The organism is Streptomyces tatrensis (genome assembly GCF_049310065.1).
GTDB lineage: Bacteria > Actinomycetota > Actinomycetes > Streptomycetales > Streptomycetaceae > Streptomyces.
Genome location: NZ_JBMDLB010000011.1, coordinates 5,704,640 through 5,726,119, shown reverse-complemented (window position 1 = coordinate 5,726,119; position 21,480 = coordinate 5,704,640). Strand labels below are relative to the sequence as shown.

Here is a 21,480-nt window from a genome sequence, read left to right as displayed (position 1 = left end):
TACCCCGCCACGCTGAGTGGTCAAACTGCACCACGCTGCGGGGCTTCCCGTCCCTGCTCCGGCGCCCGCTCAGGAGCGCGAGATCACGCCGCAGCCCGCCTGTCGCCCGTCTTCCATGCCCTGGCTCCGGTCGTACGGGTCCATCGGGACTCCGGAGGGCGTGGGCCCGGCCGGGGCGTCCTCGTCGAAGACGGGGTGCAGGAATCCGTCGTGGACGTCACATCCGCTGTTGGCCAGGTACACGTGGACGTTCTCGATCCAGAGCTTGCCCACGGTGGCCTGCCACTTCCGCGGGTCTGCGACGGAGAAGGTGATCTCGCGGCGCACGATGGAGCGCTCGACCTGGTCGGCGCCCGGCGTCGCCTTCACGAACGGGTACACGAACGTGTAGTCGACCAGCACGTTGGCCTTGCCGGGCTTCTCGCCGGGCTCCACCCGCATCCGGCCCCGGACCTTGACCACCTCGCCCGCGGGCTTCAGCTCGGCCGGGCGGGTCCGGGTGACGAGGTTCAGCGGGTCGTTCTCCTCGCTCGGAGCGGCCAGGGCCTCTTCCAGGCGGCCCGCGCCCTCCTTGCGCGCGGTGAACTTCGGATCCAGCAGTGCCAGCGCCGCCTCCGGGCGCTCCCCGCGCAGGGTCGCCGGGTCCAGATTGGCCGTGACCAGGAACTGCTTGACCTTCGCCAGCGCGTCCGCGACCTGTTCCTTGCTCATGCCGCCGACGGCCTGGGCCTGCGGCACCTCGATGCCGGCCGCCCCGTCGGCCCACTGGAGGGCCGGGGAGCCCCGGAAGGGGTCCGCGAGCGTCGGCCGGTCCGGGTCCACCGAGGCCGGCGGAGCGCTCGGGCGCGCCGTCTCGACCGGCAGGGACTGCCGCGCCTTCGCGTCCTGGTCGGCCTTACCGGTGATCTTGTCGATGACCAGCTCCGGCCGGACGGCGATCAGCGCGAGGGCCGCGACGAAGGCGATGGCCAGCGCCGCCTTGAGCCGGCGCCCGCCCCTCCCCCGCTGCCGCGCGGCGACACCGGCCCGCCAGGCGGGCGGCCCGTCGTAGCCACGCCGGGACTCCTCCTCGCGCAGCCGCGCGGTCACCATGCGCGCCCGGGCGGACGGCTCCTTGGGCGCCTCCCCCGCGCCCGCCTCGGCCTGCGCCAGGAACCGCGCCCAGTCCTCGTCGGAGACGCTCGGCCCCGCCTGTCCGTCGGATCCGTCCGGTCCGTTGTCGTGCTTCTTCCCCATGCCCCCACCCCCACCTGCGGATCCCCATCACCTGTCGCAGGAGCCGGTGATGTCCGCGGTCAGCCGTACGTCGTCGATGCAGGAGCCGATCTTGCCATCGATCAGGGGTTCGACCACCAGGTCCGCAGGTGTGGAACCCGGCGCAGGCCGTCAGCGGTGGCGCCAGAGCACCCACCCCTGCACCCGGTCCACCTCGGCCGCGTACCAGCCCGCGGGCGCCGCCGGCCAGGTGTCCTCCGGCCTCGTGTCCTGCCGCTTCAGCCCCAGTACGGCCGCGTCCGCGGCGGCCGGCGGCTGCTCGCCGTGCCTGAGGTCCCTGGTCCAGACCCGCCCGTCGTACACCTCGTACCCCTGGGCCATCCGCAGGTCCCAGCCGGCGCTCGGGTCCATCACCAGGTTCTCGCCCGGCCTGAGCCCCGCCGACCTGGTGAAACCGGTGGCGGCGGCCTCGCGTTGCTCCGTGTGCGGCTCGGCCACGTTCGAGGTGACCGCGGTCGTCGCGTAGGCGGCGAACAGGGCCAGCGACACCGCCACGGCCCAGACCGCCCGGCGCCCGCCGGCCAGCCGGAAGAGCACGCAGACGGCGAACACCAGCAGCGCGCCGGCGGTCGTCCGCCCCATGTGCAGCCCCGTCCACTCCGAGGCCAGGAACAGAGCGTCCGGCATGCCCCAGGCGATGATGCCCACCTTGTGGAGGCCCTTGCCGACCACCAGGACGACGAACCCGGCCGTGACCCCGGTGAACAGCACCGCCCCCGCGCCCAGCCGCAGCAGCGCACCGGCCCGTGCCCGCGCCAGCACCGCGACACCCACGACGAAGAACGCCGGAACCAGCGGGGCCAGGTAGCGGGCGTAGATCCAGTTGTCGATCCGGCCGTGGTCGTCCGGCAGGCCCGCGGCCGAGGCCAGCGCGATCCCGCACAGCAGGGCGACCATGACGAAGGAGACCACCCGCGAGGCCCGGGTGAAGCGGGGGCTGAACACCACGCACACGCACAGGGCGATGGCGAGCGCACCGAAGCCCCAGGACGAGACCGAGAAGTACCAGAACTGGCCGATCGTACGGGTCACCGTGCGGCGCAGCAGTTCGGGCTCGACCAGGGCGTCCAGGACCTTCGTGCCCACCGAGCTCGGCGGGGTGTCCGTGAACTGCGCCTCCAGCCAGCCGGCCAGCAGCCGGGCGCCCAGCACGGAGACGGCGAGTCCGCCCCAGGCCGCGAGCGTGGTGCGCAGGGGGGCCCATCCGAAGAGGAGCGCGCCCACGAAGACCGCCGCGGTGAGGGCGACCACCACCCCGCCGCGGTCGTGGACGGCCATGGCGTAGCCGGCCAGCAGACCGGCCCCCGCGCCGTACGCCGTGCGGCGGCGCGTGTCGCCCTCGCTCAGCCAGCCGTGCAGCGTGATCAGCCAGCCGAGGAGGACCACGGGGAGCACGGTGTCGGACATGGCGAACTCGGAGTAGAAGACCACGGGCGGCATCAGCGCGGCCGCCGTGGCGGTCGCGAACGAGAGCCCCCGGGACAGGCCGAGCCTGCGCAGGGCGGCGTGGGCCAGGAGGAAGACGAGCGCGTTGATCAGCGTGTTGATGCCCATGACCAGCTGGTACGCGGTGACCGGGTCGTCCGCGATGCGCAGGGCCGGGGAGAGGAGCAGCGAGTAGCCGCCGGGGATGACCGATCCGACCGGCATCTCCGTCGCCGGCCGGCCCGCGAGCACCCGGGCCAGCACGAGGTACGAGGACTCGTCCGCGTGGACCGCCGGGTAGGCCTTGCCCCACACCAGGGAGAGGCGGAACAGCACCTGCGCCGCGTATCCGGCCACGAGGGCCGCCGGCCAGAACCACCGCCGTCCGGCGAAGGACTCCCGCTCCCGCCGTGCGGGCAGCCGCTCGGTCCCGGCCGGCTGCCCGACCCGCTCGGGAGCGGACGTGTCGTTCACTCCGACCTTGCCCATCATTTCGGTTCCCGCCTTCAACTCTGGTACGTCCTGTTCACGTTGGGACCGCTCGCCGAGGCGGGCGGTCTCCTGGAGGTAAAGTCCGCGCACATGACCGTCACCGCTCCCGCGCCCGTCCCGGTAGCCGTACACCGGGCCCCGAGCGGCTCCAGTGGCCGCATATCCCGCGCCTTCGCCCTCACGGCCGCAGAGGCGGCCGTGTCGGTTCTCGCGGCACTGCTCCTCACCGTCCTGAGCAAGCGCCTCGACGTGAATCCCCTGCAGCGGATCGGGCAGGTCAGCGGGCTGGCCGGCATCCAGCTGCGGCTGCTGGTGCTGCTGGCCGGGATCGTGGTGCTCTACCTGGTCCTGTCCCGGTGGATGCCCGGTGCGGCGGTGCGGATCGGCGCGGCGGCCGTGGCCGGCCTGGCCACCGGTGTGACCGCGAGCGGCAGCGTGGTGGCCCTGCGGGGTACCAGCTGGCCGTACAACGGGTACGGCGGTGACATCGGGAACCTGCAGCAGTGGGCGTTCCACGTCATGGACGGGGTACCCCTGCCGGCCGAGTACCCGCCCGGCTTCCCGCACGTGCTGGCGTGGAGCTCCCAGCTGTTCTTCGACGGCAACGCCCCGCTCGCCGTCAAGTGGGTGATGATCGGTTTCCTGGCGGTCTCCGGCCCGGTCGCCTACCTGGCCTGGCGCATGCTGCTGCCCCCGCTGTGGGCCCTCGGCATCGGTGTCACGGCATCCCTGACGCTGATCGAGCCGTACAAGCCGTACTCCCCGATCGTCCTGATCGTCGTCGTCCCCCTGCTGGCCAAGCTCGCGCAGGTGGTGACGGACTCCTCGAAGCTCGGCCGCAAGCGTTCGGCGGCGGTCGGAGCGGGTCTCGGAGCGCTGCTCGCCGCGCTGTTCCTGCTGTACGCGGGCTGGTTCGTGTGGTCCGCGGTCGGTGTGATCGTGCTCTTCGCCGTGGTGCTGACCGGCCGCGCCCGCTCGGGCGGGAAGCGCGCCCTGCTGGACGCACTGCTGCCGCTGGGAGCCGCCTCCGGCGTCTTCCTCGCACTGGCGGGGCGGTACCTGATCCGGCTGCTCGGCGCGAGCGGAGCGACCCGGGACACCTACTTCTACTTCGACACCGCCACCGACCCGGCCTACTTCGCCTCGTCGGGCACCGCGTTCCCCGGCCCGCTGCGCTCCCTCGGGTGGCCCCTGCCGGGCGAACTCGGCGGCGTCGGCCTCTTCACCGTCCTGCTGGTCATCGGCCTGGGCGCGGCCATCGCGCTCGGCCTGCGCCGGCCGCTGGTGCTGACCCTGGCGGCCTGCACCGGCAGCGCCTTCCTGCTGCGCTACTGGTACGCCTCGCACATGGCGGCCGACGGCGCCGTGCAGCTGTACCCGCGCACCAGCCTGCAGATCGTCTACTGCATGCTCGCGCTGTCGGGCGTGGCCGTGTACCTCGGCGCAGGACGCGTCAGGGCGTGGACCCGGGCCAACGAGGTGCGACTGCCCGGCCGGGAAGCCCTCCGGGCGGCGGGGCACCGGCCCCGGGCCGCCGTGATCGGGGTCCTGGTCCCGCTCGGGCTGCTCTTCGGCTCGGCCGGATCGTCCACGGCCGACGCCTACATGCCCAGGCCCCCCTCCGAGAACACCCTCGGCACCCTGGCCTGGACGGCGCACACGACGGGAATGCCCGACGGGAAGTGCCCGAAGTACGCGCCCCACGGAAAGTGCACGCCGTACGACCCGCTGAAGCGCACGAAGCGGAACTGAGCTCACCTCCACCCTGCGGCGAAGGCGTGCCGGGCCAGCGTGCGCACGCCCGCCCAATGCCCTCGCCGCAGGGCGCCGGGCAGCATTCCGAGCGCGTGCAGGCGGGAGCCGTGGTGGAGACGGGCCGCGCGGGCGGCCCGGGGCCAGCCACGGGCTTCCATCCGCTCGGCGACCGCCGCGAAGTAGCGCTCGGCCTCGGTGAAGCGGGTACCGGAGAGGGCCTGGACGGAGGACTCGCTGGCCGCGTGCCGGCGGTAGCGGAAGACCGTGGTGGACTCGTCGATCACCATCCGCTCGCCGGCTTCGAGCAGGTCCACGACGAGGGCCAGGTCCAGGACCACCGAGTAGCCGTCCCGGAAGTTCACCTCGCGCAGCGCCGGGCCGCGCCAGACGATCGAGGGGAAGTAGAGCCAGTTCCCGCGCAGCACGCTGGCGGCCGGCTCCTCGCCGGCCATCAGCCTCCGGCCCTTCACCCGCGGCGCGAACATCCACCGCTTGGCCACGTCGGGCAGGCCCCGCGCGACCCGGCCCGCGCCGTCGATCACCTCGACGCCGGGCTGGACCATGCCGATCCCGGGGTGGGCTGCGAGGATCCCGCGGACGGTCTCCAGGTAGTGCGGGTGCAGCAGGTCGTCGCAGCCCATGACGACCACGTGGTCGGCTTCGGAGAGCTCGACGCACTTCTGGAAGTTCTTCGTGATGCCGAGGTTGCGCTCGTTGCGGAGGTACCGCACCCGCGCGTCACCCAGCCCCTCGAACCAGCCGGGCACGTCCGGCTCCCGGCCGTCGTCGTCGATGACGACGAGCCGGAAGTCGCGGTCGGTCTGGGCCAGGACGCTGCGGACGGCGTCCCGCATCTGCCCGGCGTCCCCGTAGTACGGGAGCATGAAGTCGAAGGACCCCACGGGCGTCAGACCTTCGCGGAGTCCGCGCCGGAGGAGGATCCGGCGGATCCGGCGCCGACGGGCCCGGCGCCGACGGGCCCGGATGCCTCGTCGGGCGCCCCGAGCCGCACGTCGTTGTGCCGGACGCCCTCGGTGATGGCGACCGTCCGGGCGAGGTCCGTGATCTTCTGCTCCAGCGAACGGAAGCGCAGGAAGGTGTTGAGCGTGAGGAAGCCCATCGCGAGGACCATCACGTAAAGCACGAGGTCAGTGCCCCGGCCGACGCCGAGGTGCTGCGCGACCCAGGTGACGTCGGTCGGGCGGAGCACCGCGTAGACGTTGACGATGACGAACACCGAAAAGGCAATTCGCTTCCAGGCCCGGTTCTTCGCCTGGCTCCAGGTCCGGATGAACACCAGCGCCATGGAAACGGAACCGGCGATGAGCAGCAGCTGGATCCAGAAATATTTCATCGACGCCCACGCTCCCGCAGCGAAATATCAAAAACGATGTTGACGCCGTTGATGAGGGACTGGCCCTTGGCCCGCGAATAATCGGTGTAGAGGATGTCCACCGGAATCTCGGTGACCCGCAAGTCGGAGCCGGCGAGGAAACCGACGAGTTCCGAGGCGTGGGCCATGCCGTTCATGGTGATGTTCAGACGCTCGGCGGCCGCACGGCCCAGGACGCGCAGACCGTTGTGCGCGTCGGTGAGCCCCAGCTTGCGCGCGGTGGGACTGACCGCGGCGGCCGTGCGCAGCACGACCTGCTTGATCCACGGCACCTGGCCGTTCTGCTCGATGAACCGGGAGCCGAGCACCACGTCGGCCTCGCCGGCCCGCAGCACCGCGACCATCGTCTCGACGTCCTTGGTCTGGTGCTGGCCGTCCGCGTCGAAGGTGGCGAAGTACTGCGCGCCGGGCTGGGCGAGTGCGTACGTGAGGCCGGTCTGCAGGGCCGCGCCCTGACCGAGGTTGACCGGATGCCGCACCAGGTGGGCGCCGGTGGTCGCGATGTGCTCGGCCGAGTCGTCGGTGCTGCCGTCGTCGACGACGACGACGTTCGGAAACGTCCTGCGCGCCTCCTCGACGACGCCGGCGATCACTCGGCCCTCGTTGTAGGCGGGAATGACCAGCCAGACATCGTCGTATTCGGACACGGCAGCTCCAACGCCCAGGCCTCTCACGGCGGCCGCGTCTCGGGCCTCCGGGCCGCCCAGCGTAGGGAGTTCGGGTTTCGCGAAGCTGGCGCGCAGGCAACGTCCACACGCACAGCGTGGTGCCCCGCGGGGTCCTCAGCCCACCCGGCTGTCCCGGGCCGCCTGGGCCAGAGCGCCGAAACCGGGGGTGGCCAGGGCCTTGGCCAGCTGCTCCCGCCAGTCGCTCATCGGGGCCAGGCCCACCAGGGCCCAGCGGTCGTGCGCGAGGACGCTGAAGGCGGGGCGGACCGCGGGCCGTACGAAGGAAGCGGAGGTGGTCGGACGGATCCGCCCGGGGTCCAGCTCGCTCAGCCGGTAGACCTCGCGCGCCAGCCCGAACCAGCTGGTCACCCCGCTCGCGGTGCCGTGGTAGATGCCGGCGGGGGCCCGGCCCGCCAGAGCGGCCCGGCCGAGCTCGACGAGCCGCTGGGCGAGCGCGACGGACCAGGTGGGCTGGCCCTGTTGGTCGTCGACCACGTCCAGGGTGTCCCGTAGGGCGGCCAGTTTGAGCATGGTGGCGACGAAGTTCGGGCCGTGATCGCCGTACAGCCAGGCGGTGCGGACCACATAACCGTCCTGCGGGAGGAGTTCGGCCACGGCCTGCTCGCCGAGCAGCTTGGAGCGGCCGTACGCGTTCACCGGCCCGGTGTCCGCGTCCTCGGCGTAGGGCTCCGCGGCGTCCCCGGGCAGCACGTAGTCGGTGGAGATCTGCAGCAGGCGCGCCCCGTTGGCGGCGCAGGCCTCGGCGAGGATCCGTGCGCCGGCGCCGTTCACGGCGGCGGCGGCCTCCTCGGCGGTCTCCGCACCGTCCACGTCGGCCCAGCCTGCGCAGTTGACGACGAGGGTCACGCCCTTGAGGGCCGACCGGACCGCGGCCGGGTCGGTGATGTCCAGTTCGGCGCGGCTGAGGCCGACGGTCTCGATCGCATGGCGCCGCAGTTCGGCCACGACGTCCCGGCCGAGCATCCCGGCCGCGCCCGTGACCAGCCAGCGGTCATTTCTCCGGTCACCCGTCATTTTTTCGGTGCCGCCTTCGTCCCGGCCCACGGGCCGCATCCATATTCGTCGCCCCCGTTGCCGCACCACGGAATGGTCTTCCGCGATAACCGGCCATTCCGTTTGGGCCGGAATCTGCCCTTCACCAGGATGCACATGAAGTGAACATTAGCTGTGCGGTCCGCCGGTCACGGGCTTAACCGGAAAATGCCCCGTCCGCTCGCATAGTGTTGCGCCATGCGTGGAATTCTCTTGGCCGGCGGCACCGGATCCCGACTCTGGCCGCTGACGCGGGCAGTGTCGAAGCAGCTGCTGCCCGTCTTCGACAAGCCGATGATCTACTACCCGCTCTCCACTCTGGTCATGGCCGGGATCAGCGAGATCCTCGTCATCACCAACCCGGACGACCGCGACCAGTTCGAGCGTCTGCTCGGCGACGGCTCGCAGTTCGGCATCCGGCTGGAGTACGCCGTCCAGGAACGCCCCGAGGGCATCGCCCAGGCCTTCGTGCTCGGCGCCGACTTCATAGGCGACGACTCCGTCGCCCTGATACTCGGCGACAACATCTTCCACGGCAGCGGCCTCGGCACCCGCCTGGCGCAGCACACCGACTCCAAGGGCGGCCGGGTCTTCGCGTACCCGGTGGCGGACCCGACGGCGTACGGCGTGGTCGAGTTCGACAAGGGCGGCCAGGCCATATCCATTGAGGAGAAGCCGGCCAAGCCCAAGTCCCGCTACGCCGTGCCCGGTCTGTATTTCTACGACAACCAGGTCGTGGAGATGGCCCGGGGCCTGAAGCCCAGCCCCCGCGGGGAGCTGGAGATCACCGACATCAACGACGCGTACCTCCAGGCCGGTCAGCTGAGCGTCACCGTCCTCGACCGCGGTACCGCCTGGCTGGACACCGGCACCTTCGTCTCGATGGTGCAGGCCTCGGAGTTCGTGCGCGTGATCGAGGAGCGCCAGGGCTTCAAGATCGGCTGCATCGAGGAGGCCGTCTGGCGGGCGGGTCTGATCGACTCCGCGCAGCTGCGCACGCTGGCCGAGCCGCTGACCAAGAGCGGCTACGGGGACTACCTGATCGGTTTGCTCGAAGCGGAGGTCGCACGATGAAGTTCCGGGAGCTCTCCATCGAGGGCGTATTCGAGGTCACGCCCCAGCAGCACGGTGACCCGCGCGGCATGTTCATGGAGTGGTACCGCTTCGACCGGCTCGCCGAGGTCGTCGGGCACCCGCTGAACCTGGCGCAGGCCAACCTCTCGGTCTCCCAGCGCGGCGTGGTCCGCGGCATCCACTTCGCCGACGTCCCGCGCGGCCAGGCCAAGTACGTCACCTGCGTGCGCGGCGCCGTGCTCGACGTCATCGTGGACATCCGGGTCGGCTCCCCGACCTTCGGCCGTGTGGAAGGCGTCCGCCTGGACGACGTGGACCGGCGCGCCGTCTACCTCCCCGAGGGCATGGGCCACGGCTTCTGCGCGCTGACGGACGACGCCACGCTGTCCTACATCTGCTCGGAGACCTACAACCCCACGGGCGAGCACTCGATCCACCCGCTCGACCCCGCCCTGGGCATCGACTGGCCGGCGGACGTCCCGCTGCTGTCGGCCCGTGACGACGCGGCCCCCTCGATGGCCGAGGTCACCGCGGCCGGGCTGCTGCCGGACTACGCCGCGTGCATCGAGTTCACGGAGTCCCTGCGGGTGACGTAGCCGCCGCGCACGGAGCGACGCAGGGAAGAGGGCCGCACCCCCGCGGGGAGTGCGGCCCTCGGCACGTGAGCCCGTACGACGCCTGAGCCCGTACGACGAAGGGCCCCTTCCCCGTCGCGTGAACGACGGGGAAGGGGCCCTCCTGTCAAACATGGTGCCCGCGTCAGCGAGCTACCAGGTCAGAACACGAATTACTTCGTGATCTTGATGACCTGGCCGGCGCCCACGGTACGACCACCCTCACGGATGGCGAACTTGAGGCCCTCCTCCATGGCGACCGGCTGGATCAGCGCGACCGTCATCTCGGTGTTGTCGCCCGGCATGACCATCTCCGTGCCGGCCGGCAGGGTGACAACACCCGTGACGTCCGTGGTACGGAAGTAGAACTGCGGACGGTAGTTGTTGAAGAAGGGGGTGTGACGGCCACCCTCGTCCTTCGACAGGATGTAGGCCTGGGCCTCGAACTCGGTGTGCGGGGTGACCGAACCGGGCTTGATGATGACCTGGCCGCGCTCGACGTCCTCGCGCTTGATGCCACGGAGGAGCAGACCGACGTTCTCGCCCGCCTGGCCCTCGTCGAGCAGCTTGCGGAACATCTCGATACCGGTGACCGTGGTGGTGGTCTTGGTCTCCTTGATGCCGATGATGTCGACAGTCTCGTTGACCTTCAGGATGCCACGCTCGATACGGCCGGTGACGACGGTACCGCGACCGGTGATCGTGAAGACGTCCTCGACGGGCATGAGGAACGGCAGCTCGGTGTCACGCGGGGGGGTCGGGATGAAGTCGTCGACGGCAGCCATGAGGCCGAGAAGCTTCTCGCCCCACTCCTTGTCGCCCTCGAGCGCCTTCAGCGCGGAGACGCGGACGACCGGCAGGTCGTCGCCCGGGAAGTCGTAGTCGGAGAGGAGCTCACGAACCTCGAGCTCGACGAGCTCCAGGATCTCCTCGTCGTCCACCATGTCGGCCTTGTTCAGGGCGACGACGATGGAGGGGACGCCGACCTGGCGGGCCAGGAGCACGTGCTCCTTGGTCTGCGGCATCGGGCCGTCGGTGGCGGCGACCACGAGGATCGCGCCGTCCATCTGCGCGGCACCGGTGATCATGTTCTTGATGTAGTCCGCGTGACCCGGGCAGTCGACGTGGGCGTAGTGACGCGCCTCGGTCTGGTACTCGACGTGCGCGATGGAGATGGTGATACCGCGCTGGCGCTCTTCGGGAGCCTTGTCGATCTGGTCGAAGGCCGAGGCCTCGTTCAGGTCCGGGTACGCGTCATGCAGCACCTTGGTAATGGCGGCCGTGAGGGTCGTCTTACCGTGGTCAATGTGACCGATGGTGCCGATGTTGACGTGCGGCTTAGTCCGCTCGAACTTCGCCTTCGCCACGGGGTCCTCCTGGAGAGTGGTTCTGTACGCCTTACAGATCGGCGCCAGGTGATCTTTGCTGGATAGCCGGTTCCCCGGGGGCAACGGGAGGGTTACTCCTGTTGCCCCAGAGGCTCCGGTGACAAGCCTAAAGCGTGTACTCGGAAGAGTTACTCGCCCTTGGCCTTCGCGATGATCTCCTCAGCGACGTTCCGGGGAACCTCGGCGTAGGAGTCGAACTGCATCGAGTAGCTGGCGCGACCCGAGGTCTTGCTGCGGAGGTCTCCGACGTAGCCGAACATCTCCGAGAGGGGCACGAGGCCCTTCACGAGGCGAGCGCCGTGACGCTCCTCCATGGCCTGGATCTGGCCACGGCGGGAGTTGATGTCACCGATGACGTCACCCATGGACTCCTCCGGCGTGGTGACCTCGACGGCCATCATCGGCTCGAGGAGCACGGGAGAAGCCTTGCGCGCGGCCTCCTTGAAGGCCTGCGAACCGGCGATCTTGAAGGCGAGCTCGGAGGAGTCGACCTCGTGGTAGCCACCGTCGAGAAGGATGACGCGGACGCCAGTCATCTCGTAGCCGGCGAGGATGCCGAACTTCATGGCTTCCTGCGCACCCGCGTCGACCGAGGGGATGTACTCCCTCGGGATGCGGCCACCGGTGACCTTGTTCACGAACTCGTACGCCGGACCGTCGGCCTCGAGGATCGGCTCGATCGCGATCTGCACCTTGGCGAACTGACCGGTACCACCGGTCTGCTTCTTGTGGGTGTAGTCGTGACGCGCCACCGTCTGGCGGATCGTCTCGCGGTAAGCGACCTGCGGCTTGCCGACGTTGGCCTCGACCTTGAACTCGCGCTTCATACGGTCGACCAGCACCTCGAGGTGCAGCTCGCCCATACCACCGAGGATGGTCTGGCCGGTCTCTTCGTCCGAGTGAACGTGGAAGGAGGGGTCCTCCTCCGCGAGAGACTGGATGGCTACACCCAGCTTCTCCTGGTCACCCTTGGACTTGGGCTCGATGGCGACCTGAATGACCGGGGCCGGGAAGTCCATGGACTCCAGGATGACCGGGTTCTTGTCGTCACACAGCGTCTCACCGGTGGTGGTCTGCTTCAGGCCCATGACGGCGACGATGTCACCGGCGCCCACCGCTTCGATCTCTTCACGCTTGTTCGCGTGCATGCGGTAGATCTTGCCGATGCGCTCCTTCTTGCCCTTGACGGAGTTCAGCACCGCAGTGCCGGCCTCCAGGCGGCCCGAGTAAACCCGGACGAAGGTGAGCTTGCCGAGGTGCGGGTCGCGCATGATCTTGAACGCGAGCGCCGAGAGGGGCTCCTCGTCAGACGGCTTGCGCTTCACGACGACCTCGGCGTCCCGGACGTCGTGGCCTTCGATGGCCTCGATGTCCAGGGGCGACGGGAGGTAGCGGACGACGGCGTCGAGCAGGGGCTGAACACCCTTGTTCTTGAACGCCGTGCCACAGAACACCGCGGTGACGGTGGCACCCTTGTCGCCCTTGGAGCCGATGATGATGCGACGCACAGCGGCGTGCAGCTGCTCGACGGTGGGCTCGACGCCCTCGAGGAACAGCTCCATGATCTGGTCGTCGTTCTCGGCGACCGTCTCGACCAGCTTGGCGTGCCACTCTGCAGCGGCTTCCGTGTGGGTGGCCGGGATGTCGACGATGTCGTACATCTCGCCCTTGGTCGCCTCGGCGGACCAGACGAACGCCTTCATGGTGACCAGGTCGACAACGCCCTGGAAGTCCATCTCGGCGCCGATGGGGAGCTGCATCACGATCGGAACCGCACCGAGGCGGTCCTTGATCATGTCGACGCAGCGGTGGAACTCGGCGCCGGTGCGGTCCAGCTTGTTGACGAAGCAGATGCGCGGGACGCCGTAGCGGTCCGCCTGACGCCAAACGGTCTCGGACTGCGGCTCCACACCGGCGACACCGTCGAACACGGTGACGGCACCGTCGAGGACGCGGAGCGAACGCTCCACCTCGACCGTGAAGTCAACGTGACCCGGGGTGTCGATGATGTTGATGGTGTGGTCGACGTCTTCGAGCGGCCAGTGGCAGGTCGTCGCGGCAGACGTGATCGTGATGCCGCGCTCCTGCTCCTGCTCCATCCAGTCCATCGTGGCAGCGCCGTCGTGGACTTCACCGATCTTGTAAGACACACCGGTGTAGAACAGGATGCGCTCGGTGGTGGTCGTCTTGCCCGCGTCGATGTGAGCCATGATGCCGATGTTGCGCACCTTGGCCAGGTCAAGCGAAGTGGTAGCCATATCGGCTCAGTCTTCTCTCGGTCTCGATGTGGGTTGGGACTACCAGCGGTAGTGCGCGAAGGCCTTGTTGGACTCGGCCATCTTGTGCGTGTCCTCACGCTTCTTGACGGCAGCGCCAAGACCGTTCGACGCGTCGAGCAGCTCGTTCATGAGGCGCTCGGTCATCGTCTTCTCGCGGCGGGCGCGGGAGTAACCCACGAGCCAGCGCAGCGCGAGGGTCGACTGACGACCCGGCTTGACCTCGATCGGCACCTGGTAGGTGGCGCCACCGACACGGCGGGACTTGACCTCAAGCGACGGCTTGACGTTCTCCAGCGCGCGCTTCAGCGTGATGACCGGGTCGTTGCCGGTCTTCTCGCGGAGGCCTTCCATGGCGCCGTAAACGATGCGCTCGGCGGTGGAGCGCTTGCCGTTCATGAGGATCTTGTTGATGAGCGACGTCACCAGAGGAGATGCGTAGACCGGGTCGATGATGACCGGGCGCTTCGGGGCGGGGCCCTTACGAGGCATTTTTTACTTCTCCTTCTTGGCGCCGTAGCGGCTGCGGGCCTGCTTGCGGTTCTTGACAGCCTGGGTGTCAAGCGCACCGCGGATGATCTTGTAACGAACACCCGGCAGGTCCTTCACACGGCCACCACGCACGAGCACGATCGAGTGCTCCTGCAGGTTGTGTCCCTCACCCGGAATGTAAGCGGTGACCTCGATGCCAGAGGTCAGACGCACACGCGCGACCTTACGCAGCGCCGAGTTCGGCTTCTTCGGGGTGGTCGTGAACACGCGCGTGCAGACGCCGCGACGCTGGGGCGAAGCCTCGAGCGCGGGGGTCTTGGTCTTCTCGACCTTGTCCTGCCGGCCCTTACGGACCAGCTGCTGGATCGTAGGCACTACTTCTCCGGTTTCTGTGTGCCGTGTAGTGAAGCTAACCTGGAACATTTGCCGACCCACGCGGTCGGGTGTGTCGGATCCGGCGGACCTCCACGCAAGCGTGGAAACGCATGAATCGCGGTGGCTGATACGGCTCAGGTGCGGTTGATGGACACGCACAGGAGCCCAGGCACACCCCAGGCACAAGGTCTGAGCGTACCTACCGCATCCACTCCGGTCAAAACAAAAGCCCCGGCCCCCCAAGCCCGAAGGACCCGCAGGCCAGTCGCCACAAGGCCGAAGCCGGGATGCGACCCCTCCGACGTGCGGCCGTGGTGCACATGTGCTAAGCGGAACCACCGCCGCCCCCGGCCGCACGCACCGTACCGGGGCGGTGGCCGTGGGTTCACCCGCGTCCACGGGCCCACGATCCCCGGCCGACAACCGCGGCCCCGCCGCTCCACCGAAAGGTGGAACCCCCGCGTCCGGAGCCGGCGAGCGCACCCTGCGCACACCCGTCCGGACCGCCCTGCCGACAGCCGCCCCACCGCCCGTCCGGGTCCACGCGTCCGGGCTCCCCGGCCCCGCCACGCCGTCAACCGCCCTGGAGCGCGGCCGCTGCGCGACAGCATGGGCGCCCGATCCGACGTACCACCAGCCGGACAGTCGACCAGCAGGGAGCAGACCCTTGGGGACCTTGGCCGTCGAGCCCGCGACGCAGAGCAGTCCGCCCGCCGATCAGGACCGGCGCCGGCCCGCACCGCGCCGCGCCCTCCGCTTCTACGGCCCGCTCCTCGCGTTCCTCACGGCCTCGGGCGCCTTCTGCGCGTCCTGGGCGGTCCGGGGCACCTTCCCCTTCGGCGACACCGGCCGGGCCGTCAACGACCAGGCCAACCAGTACGTCCCCTTCCACCGGGCCCTGTGGGACCTGGTCCACGGCAGGGCCGCCGGCGACCTCCTCTTCACCTGGCGCGGCGGCTTCGGCCAGCAGTTCCTGTCCGACTACTACACCTACCTCGGCAACCCCTTCTCCTGGCTGGCCGTCCTGGTCCCCCGCGCCCACGTGGACCTCGCCGTCTTCGCGATCACCCCGGTCACGATGGGCGCCGCCGCCGCCCTGATGACCGTCTACCTCGGCAAGCTCCACGCCGGCCCGTGGTGGCAGCGGGGCGTGCTCGGAGCCGTCTACGGGCTGTGCGGCTGGGCGCTCAGCGACGCCTCGTACATCCCGATGTGGCTGTGGGGCCTGGTCGCGCTCCCGCTGCTGGGCATCGCCGTCGAGTGGTGCCTGGAGGACCGCCGCTGGCCCGGCGTGGCCCTGCTGGTCGCGCTCGCCTGGTTCGGGAACTTCTACACGGCGATGATGGCGACGATGGCCGCCTGCGTGCTGCTCGCCGTCCGCCTGATCGTCCTCGAGCTCACCGGAGCCCAGCGGCTGCGCACCGCGTGGCGGGCCGGGACGGCCGCCGCGACGGGCATCCTGCTCACGCTCCCCCTGCTCCTGCCCGCGTTCCTCTCCAGCGGAGCCGCCCAGCCCACCGGAGCGGCCGCCTTCGACCCCGTCCGGATCGAGGTCTTCCTGACGGGCATGCTCCCCGGCACCCATCTGTGGGGCGGCCGTCCCCGGCTGTACGTGGCCTCGCTCGGCCTGATCCTGGCCGGGTCCTTCCTCCTCAACACGCGGATCGCGCGCAGGACCCGCCTGGCCTGGACGGCGGCGGCCCTGCTCGTCGTCCTCTCGTTCCAGTTCCCGCCCACCCAGTACGTCTGGCACGGGCTGGCCGTGCCGAACGGCAACCCGTACCGCGAGACCTTCGTGTTCAGCGGCATGGTGGTGGTCATCGCCTGGCTGTCGCTGGCCAACCGGCCGCGCCCGGCGCACCTGGCCCTGACGGCGGCCCTGCTGGTCGCCGCGACCTTCGCGCTGCGCCACACCGACGACTTCGGCGGGGCCACCTGGCCGGCCGTCCTGGGGGGCGGCGCGGTGTCGCTCCTCGCGCTGGTCCTCCTGGCCCTGGGAGAGAAGCACCGCGTACTGGTCCCCGTGGCCGCGGTCCTCATGGTCGGCGTCGTCTTCGCCGAATCCACCGCCGCCGCCGCGGGCGCGGACGCCCGCCGTGCCCGCGAACGCTGGGCGAAGCCGATCGCCACCTCCAGCAGGTCGATCACCAACCACTTCGACGCCGTCCGCTCGGTCGACGGCTGGCCCGCGTACCGCACCGACTCGGGCGGCCCGCAGACCTCGTACAACGACGCCCTCGCGCTCCGGGCACACGGCCCGCAGTACTACAGCAGCTACCTCCCCGAGGCCACGTACAAGGCCCTGGAACCCCTCGGCTACGGCTACAAGAACGACGGCCGCACCCTCTTCGGCGCCGACAACCCCGTCCTGGACGCGATCTTCTCGATCGGCGCCCGCGCCGAACCGGGCCCGGAGAAGGACAGCTGGACGGCCCGCACCTTCCCCGCCCCGCCACTGGTCACCGTCCGCAGCGCCCCGTACACCTCCCCCAACCCCCCGGCCGGCGTCTACGCCCACCAGGAGCAGGTCCTCGGCGCCACCGTCTACCGGGTTCCGCCCGTCACCCGCGGCGGCAGCGCCGCGAAGCAGCGGTACACCGCCCGGTGCGCCCCCGGCTCCGAAGCCTTCTGGTACTCGCCCCGGCTGTACGGCACCCTCTCCTACGCGGGCACCGAGAGGCCCCTGGAGGACCGCACGGCCGGGGTCCTGCGCCTGGGCGGGGTCCCCGCCTCCGGACGGGTCGACGTCACCGTGCGGACCCGTACCAGGGGCGCCGCCGCCGGCGCCCACCCCGTCGGCTGCCTGGACCGGGCCGCGCTCGCCACGACGGTCGGCCGCCTCACGGCCACGGGCGCCACCCGCGTCAGCGCGGGCGGCCACACCATCGAGGCCACCCTCCCGAAGGAGGCCTCCGGCACCGCCGTCTTCGCGATGACCGCCGTCCCCGGCTGGCGGTGCTCGGCCCCGGTGAAGAGCTTCCACGGCCTGGTCTCCCTGGACATCCCGCAGGGCACGGCCAAGGTCTCCTGCACCTTCCGCCCCGAGGGCCTCACCCCGGGCCTGGCAGGCGCCACCCTCGGCCTCCTGGCCCTGGCCTCGGTCACCATGACGGGCCTGCGCCTGCGCCGGCGCCGCACCGGAGCCTGATCCCGGCCGGGCCCGACCCAGGACACGAAGAAGCCCCCCGCCTCTCCTCTCGGAGCGGCGGGGGGCTTCCTCGTACTAGCTAACGAGCTCAGCCGTTGTACGGGCCGTAGTCGTAGTCCTCCAGCGGGACAGCCTGGCCGGAGCCGGTGCCGAAGGGCGAGTAGTCGATGTCGTCGTAGCCGACGGCCGAGTACATCGCGGCCTTGGCTTCCTCGGTCGGCTCGACCCGGATGTTGCGGTAGCGGGCGAGGCCCGTACCGGCCGGGATGAGCTTACCGATGATGACGTTCTCCTTGAGGCCGATCAGGGAGTCGGACTTGGCGTTGATCGCCGCGTCCGTCAGAACCCTGGTCGTCTCCTGGAAGGACGCCGCCGACAGCCAGGACTCGGTCGCGAGCGAGGCCTTGGTGATACCCATCAGCTGCGGACGGCCGGAGGCGGGGTGACCGCCCTCGGTGACCACACGACGGTTCTCGGTCTCGAACTTCGACCGCTCGACCAGCTCGCCCGGCAGGAGCTCCGCGTCGCCGGACTCGATGATCGTCACGCGGCGCAGCATCTGCCGGATGATGATCTCGATGTGCTTGTCGTGGATCGACACGCCCTGCGAGTTGTAGACCTTCTGGACTTCGCCGACCAAGTGGACCTGGACCGCACGCTGGCCGAGGATGCGCAGCACGTCGTGCGGGTTGGTCGCACCCATGGTGAGCTTCTGGCCGACCTCGACGTGGTCACCCTCGCTGACGATGACCTTGGCGCGCTTGGAGATCGGGAAGGGCGTCTCCTCGCTGCCGTCGTCGGGCGTGATGACGATCTTCTTCGTCTTCTCGGTCTCCTCGATCCGCACGCGACCGGCGGCCTCGGAGATCGGGGCGACACCCTTCGGGGTACGGGCCTCGAAGAGCTCGACGACACGCGGCAGACCCTGCGTGATGTCGTCACCGGCCACACCACCGGTGTGGAAGGTACGCATCGTCAGCTGGGTACCGGGCTCACCGATGGACTGGGCCGCGATGATGCCGACCGCCTCACCGATGTCGACCAGCTTGCCGGTGGCGAGCGAGCGTCCGTAGCAGAAGGCACAGGTGCCGACCGCGGACTCACAGGTCAGGACCGAGCGGGTCTTGACCTCCTCGACGCCGTTCGCGATGAGGGCGTCGATGAGCACGTCACCGAGGTCCACGTTGGCCGGCGCGATGACCTTGCCGTCGATGACGACGTCCTCGGCCAGCATGCGGGCGTAGATGGAGGTCTCGACGTCGTCGGCCTTGCGCAGAACGCCGGTCTCGTCCTTGACGCCGATCTTCAGCTTCAGGCCGCGCTCGGTGCCGCAGTCCTCCTCGCGGATGATGACGTCCTGCGAGACGTCCACCAGACGACGGGTGAGGTAACCCGAGTCGGCGGTACGCAGCGCGGTGTCCGCCAGACCCTTACGGGCACCGTGCGTGGAGATGAAGTACTCCAGAACGGTGAGGCCCTCACGGAAGGACGCCTTGATCGGACGCGGGATGGTCTCGTTCTTCGCGTTCGACACCAGACCACGCATACCGGCGATCTGTCGCATCTGCATCATGTTTCCTCGGGCACCCGAGTCAACCATCATGAAGATGGGGTTCGTCTTGGGGAAGTTCGCGTTCATCGCCTCGGCAACCTCGTTGGTCGCCTTGGTCCAGATCGCGATGAGCTCCTGCGTGCGCTCGTCCTTGGTGATCAGACCGCGCTCGTACTGCTTCTGGACCTTCTCGTCCAGCTCCTCGTAGCCCTTGACGATGGCCTTCTTGGCCTCGGGCACGACGATGTCGGAGACGGCCACGGTGACGCCCGAACGGGTCGCCCAGTGGAAGCCGGCCGCCTTCAGGTTGTCGAGCGTCGCCGCCACGATCACCTTGGGGTAGCGCTCCGCCAGGTCGTTGACGATCTCGGAGAGCTGCTTCTTGCCCACCGAGTAGTCGACGAACGGGTAGTCCTCGGGCAGCAGCTCGTTGAAGAGCGCGCGACCCAGGGTGGTGCGCAGCCGGAACTGGTCGCCCGCCTGGAACTCCTGCTCGCCTTCCTCGGCGACCGGGTGCACCCAGCCACGCGGAGGGATGGTGCCCACCGGGAAGCGGATGTCCACGGCCGACTGGAGCGCCAGCTCACCGTTGTCGAACGCCATGGTCGCCTCGGCGGTCGAGCCGAACGCACGGCCCTCGCCCTTGACGTCACGGAGCTCGCCGTCGGTGGTGAGGAAGAACAGACCCAGCACCATGTCCTGGGTCGGCATGGTGACGGGACGACCGTCTGCCGGCTTCAGGATGTTGTTCGAGGACAGCATCAGGATGCGGGCCTCGGCCTGCGCCTCTGCCGAAAGCGGCAGGTGCACGGCCATCTGGTCACCGTCGAAGTCCGCGTTGAACGCGGTGCAGACGAGCGGGTGGATCTGGATGGCCTTGCCTTCGACCAGCTGGGGCTCGAAGGCCTGGATGCCGAGGCGGTGCAGCGTGGGCGCACGGTTCAGCAGAACCGGGTGCTCGGCGATGACCTCTTCGAGCACGTCGTAGACGACCGTGCGGCCGCGCTCGACCATGCGCTTCGCCGACTTGATGTTCTGCGCGTGGTTCAGGTCGACCAGGCGCTTCATCACGAACGGCTTGAAGAGCTCCAGCGCCATGGCCTTGGGCAGACCACACTGGTGCAGCTTCAGCTGGGGACCGACGACGATCACGGAACGCGCGGAGTAGTCCACGCGCTTGCCGAGAAGGTTCTGACGGAATCGACCCTGCTTGCCCTTGAGCATGTCGCTCAGGGACTTCAGCGGGCGGTTACCGGGACCGGTCACCGGACGACCACGACGACCGTTGTCGAAGAGGGCGTCGACGGCCTCCTGAAGCATGCGCTTCTCGTTGTTCACGATGATCTCGGGGGCACCGAGGTCGAGAAGGCGCTTCAGACGGTTGTTGCGGTTGATCACGCGGCGGTACAGGTCGTTCAGGTCGGAGGTCGCGAAGCGGCCACCGTCCAGCTGCACCATCGGACGCAGGTCCGGCGGGATCACCGGCACGCAGTCCAGAACCATGCCCTTGGGCTTGTTGCTGGTCTGCAGGAACGCGGAGACGACCTTGAGGCGCTTGAGCGCACGGGTCTTCTTCTGGCCCTTGCCGGTACGGATGATCTCGCGGAGGCGCTCGGCCTCTTCGTCGAGGTCGAAGGACTCCAGACGCTTCTGGAGCGCCGCGGCGCCCATGCAGCCGTCGAAGTACGTACCGAAGCGGTCGCGCAGCTCGCGGTAGAGCAGCTCGTCGCCCTCGAGGTCCTGGACCTTGAGGTTCTTGAAGCGGGCCCACACCTCGTCGAGGCGGTCGATCTCGCGCTGGGCGCGGTCACGGAGCTGCTTCATCTCGCGCTCGGCACCTTCGCGCACCTTGCGGCGTACGTCGGCCTTGGCGCCCTCGGCCTCGAGCTCGGCCAGGTCGGTCTCGAGCTTCTTGGCGCGGCCTTCGAGGTCCGAGTCGCGTCGGTTCTCGATCTGCTGGCGCTCGACGGAGACGTGCGCCTCCAGGGACGGGAGGTCGCGGGTGCGGCGCTCGTCGTCCACGAACGTGATCATGTACGCGGCGAAGTAGATGACCTTTTCGAGGTCCTTCGGCGCGAGGTCCAGCAGGTATCCGAGGCGCGACGGGACGCCCTTGAAGTACCAGATGTGGGTGACGGGAGCGGCAAGCTCGATGTGGCCCATCCGCTCGCGACGCACCTTGGCGCGCGTGACTTCGACGCCACAACGCTCACAGATGATGCCCTTGAAGCGGACACGCTTGTACTTACCGCAGTAGCACTCCCAGTCCCGGGTCGGACCGAAGATCTTCTCGCAGAAGAGTCCGTCCTTCTCGGGCTTGAGGGTGCGGTAGTTGATGGTCTCCGGCTTCTTGACCTCGCCGTGGGACCAGGTTCGGATGTCGTCCGCGGTGGCAAGGCCGATCCGCAGCTCGTCGAAGAAGTTGACGTCGAGCACTGTGCGTCAATCCCTCTTTCGGGGTCGAGTCTCAATCATGGTCTGAACGGTCCCGGGGATGACG

The 21,480-nt window shown here is 69.4% G+C and carries 15 protein-coding genes; 4 read left to right on the top strand and 11 right to left on the bottom strand.

The annotated features are described in order from the left end of the window. Positions 1–69 precede the first annotated feature (69 nt). Together ACODT5_RS42125 and ACODT5_RS42120 are read right to left on the bottom strand one after the other, a co-directional pair. Positions 70–1,236, bottom strand: coding sequence for a hypothetical protein (locus ACODT5_RS42125; RefSeq protein ID WP_422524228.1), 1,167 nt, complete (start codon positions 1,234–1,236; stop codon positions 70–72). 150 nt (positions 1,237–1,386) lie between these two features. Beyond that, the gene (locus ACODT5_RS42120; RefSeq protein ID WP_422524227.1) at positions 1,387–3,282 is read right to left on the bottom strand and encodes a DUF2339 domain-containing protein; all 1,896 of its coding nucleotides are present in this window, start codon (positions 3,280–3,282) and stop codon (positions 1,387–1,389) included. On the opposite strand from ACODT5_RS42120, the gene ACODT5_RS42115 reads away from it, so the two are divergent. Beyond that, a complete protein-coding gene (locus ACODT5_RS42115; protein WP_422524226.1) occupies positions 3,283–4,944 on the top strand; it encodes a hypothetical protein in 1,662 nt (553 codons plus the stop codon). A gap of 2 nt (positions 4,945–4,946) precedes the next feature. Here ACODT5_RS42115 and ACODT5_RS42110 read toward each other — a convergent pair whose 3' ends face one another. The 4 genes from ACODT5_RS42110 to rfbD all read right to left on the bottom strand — a co-directional run bounded on the left by ACODT5_RS42110 (position 4,947) and on the right by rfbD (position 8,043). After that, the gene (locus ACODT5_RS42110) at positions 4,947–5,849 is read right to left on the bottom strand and encodes a glycosyltransferase family 2 protein (RefSeq protein ID WP_422524225.1); all 903 of its coding nucleotides are present in this window, start codon (positions 5,847–5,849) and stop codon (positions 4,947–4,949) included. Between the two features lie 5 nt (positions 5,850–5,854). Further along, on the bottom strand, positions 5,855–6,301 hold the full coding sequence (locus ACODT5_RS42105) for a DUF2304 domain-containing protein (RefSeq protein WP_422524224.1): 447 nt from the start codon (positions 6,299–6,301) through the stop codon (positions 5,855–5,857). Next, positions 6,298–6,987, bottom strand: a complete 690-nt coding sequence (locus ACODT5_RS42100; protein WP_422524223.1) for a glycosyltransferase family 2 protein — start codon at positions 6,985–6,987, stop codon at positions 6,298–6,300. Before ACODT5_RS42100 ends, ACODT5_RS42105 begins: the two co-directional genes overlap by 4 nt. A gap of 135 nt (positions 6,988–7,122) precedes the next feature. Beyond that, the gene (rfbD, locus tag ACODT5_RS42095; RefSeq protein ID WP_422525199.1) at positions 7,123–8,043 is read right to left on the bottom strand and encodes a dTDP-4-dehydrorhamnose reductase; all 921 of its coding nucleotides are present in this window, start codon (positions 8,041–8,043) and stop codon (positions 7,123–7,125) included. Between the two features lie 216 nt (positions 8,044–8,259). On the opposite strand from rfbD, the gene rfbA reads away from it, so the two are divergent. Both rfbA and rfbC read left to right on the top strand, forming a co-directional pair. Continuing rightward, positions 8,260–9,135: a glucose-1-phosphate thymidylyltransferase RfbA gene (gene rfbA, locus ACODT5_RS42090; protein WP_422524222.1), complete on the top strand. Its 876-nt coding sequence runs from the start codon at positions 8,260–8,262 to the stop codon at positions 9,133–9,135. Beyond that, positions 9,132–9,731, top strand: coding sequence for a dTDP-4-dehydrorhamnose 3,5-epimerase (rfbC, locus tag ACODT5_RS42085; protein ID WP_422524221.1), 600 nt, complete (start codon positions 9,132–9,134; stop codon positions 9,729–9,731). Before rfbA ends, rfbC begins: the two co-directional genes overlap by 4 nt. A gap of 191 nt (positions 9,732–9,922) precedes the next feature. Here the strand turns inward: rfbC and tuf are convergent, their stop codons facing one another. The 4 genes from tuf to rpsL all read right to left on the bottom strand — a co-directional run bounded on the left by tuf (position 9,923) and on the right by rpsL (position 14,280). After that, positions 9,923–11,116: an elongation factor Tu gene (gene tuf, locus ACODT5_RS42080; RefSeq protein ID WP_422524220.1), complete on the bottom strand. Its 1,194-nt coding sequence runs from the start codon at positions 11,114–11,116 to the stop codon at positions 9,923–9,925. Between the two features lie 149 nt (positions 11,117–11,265). After that, positions 11,266–13,395 (bottom strand): elongation factor G, encoded by a 2,130-nt coding sequence (fusA, locus tag ACODT5_RS42075; protein WP_422524219.1) that lies wholly within the window; start codon positions 13,393–13,395, stop codon positions 11,266–11,268. A 39-nt stretch (positions 13,396–13,434) separates the two neighbouring features. Continuing rightward, the gene (rpsG, locus tag ACODT5_RS42070) at positions 13,435–13,905 is read right to left on the bottom strand and encodes a 30S ribosomal protein S7 (RefSeq protein ID WP_267751584.1); all 471 of its coding nucleotides are present in this window, start codon (positions 13,903–13,905) and stop codon (positions 13,435–13,437) included. A gap of 3 nt (positions 13,906–13,908) precedes the next feature. Next, the gene (gene rpsL, locus ACODT5_RS42065) at positions 13,909–14,280 is read right to left on the bottom strand and encodes a 30S ribosomal protein S12 (protein WP_007265893.1); all 372 of its coding nucleotides are present in this window, start codon (positions 14,278–14,280) and stop codon (positions 13,909–13,911) included. A gap of 667 nt (positions 14,281–14,947) precedes the next feature. Between rpsL and ACODT5_RS42060 the strand changes: the two genes are divergently transcribed. Next, positions 14,948–17,428, top strand: a complete 2,481-nt coding sequence (locus tag ACODT5_RS42060) for a YfhO family protein (RefSeq protein WP_422524218.1) — start codon at positions 14,948–14,950, stop codon at positions 17,426–17,428. An 88-nt stretch (positions 17,429–17,516) separates the two neighbouring features. Here the strand turns inward: ACODT5_RS42060 and ACODT5_RS42055 are convergent, their stop codons facing one another. Beyond that, positions 17,517–21,416, bottom strand: coding sequence for a DNA-directed RNA polymerase subunit beta' (locus tag ACODT5_RS42055; RefSeq protein WP_422524217.1), 3,900 nt, complete (start codon positions 21,414–21,416; stop codon positions 17,517–17,519). Between the last annotated feature and the right edge of the window lie 64 nt (positions 21,417–21,480).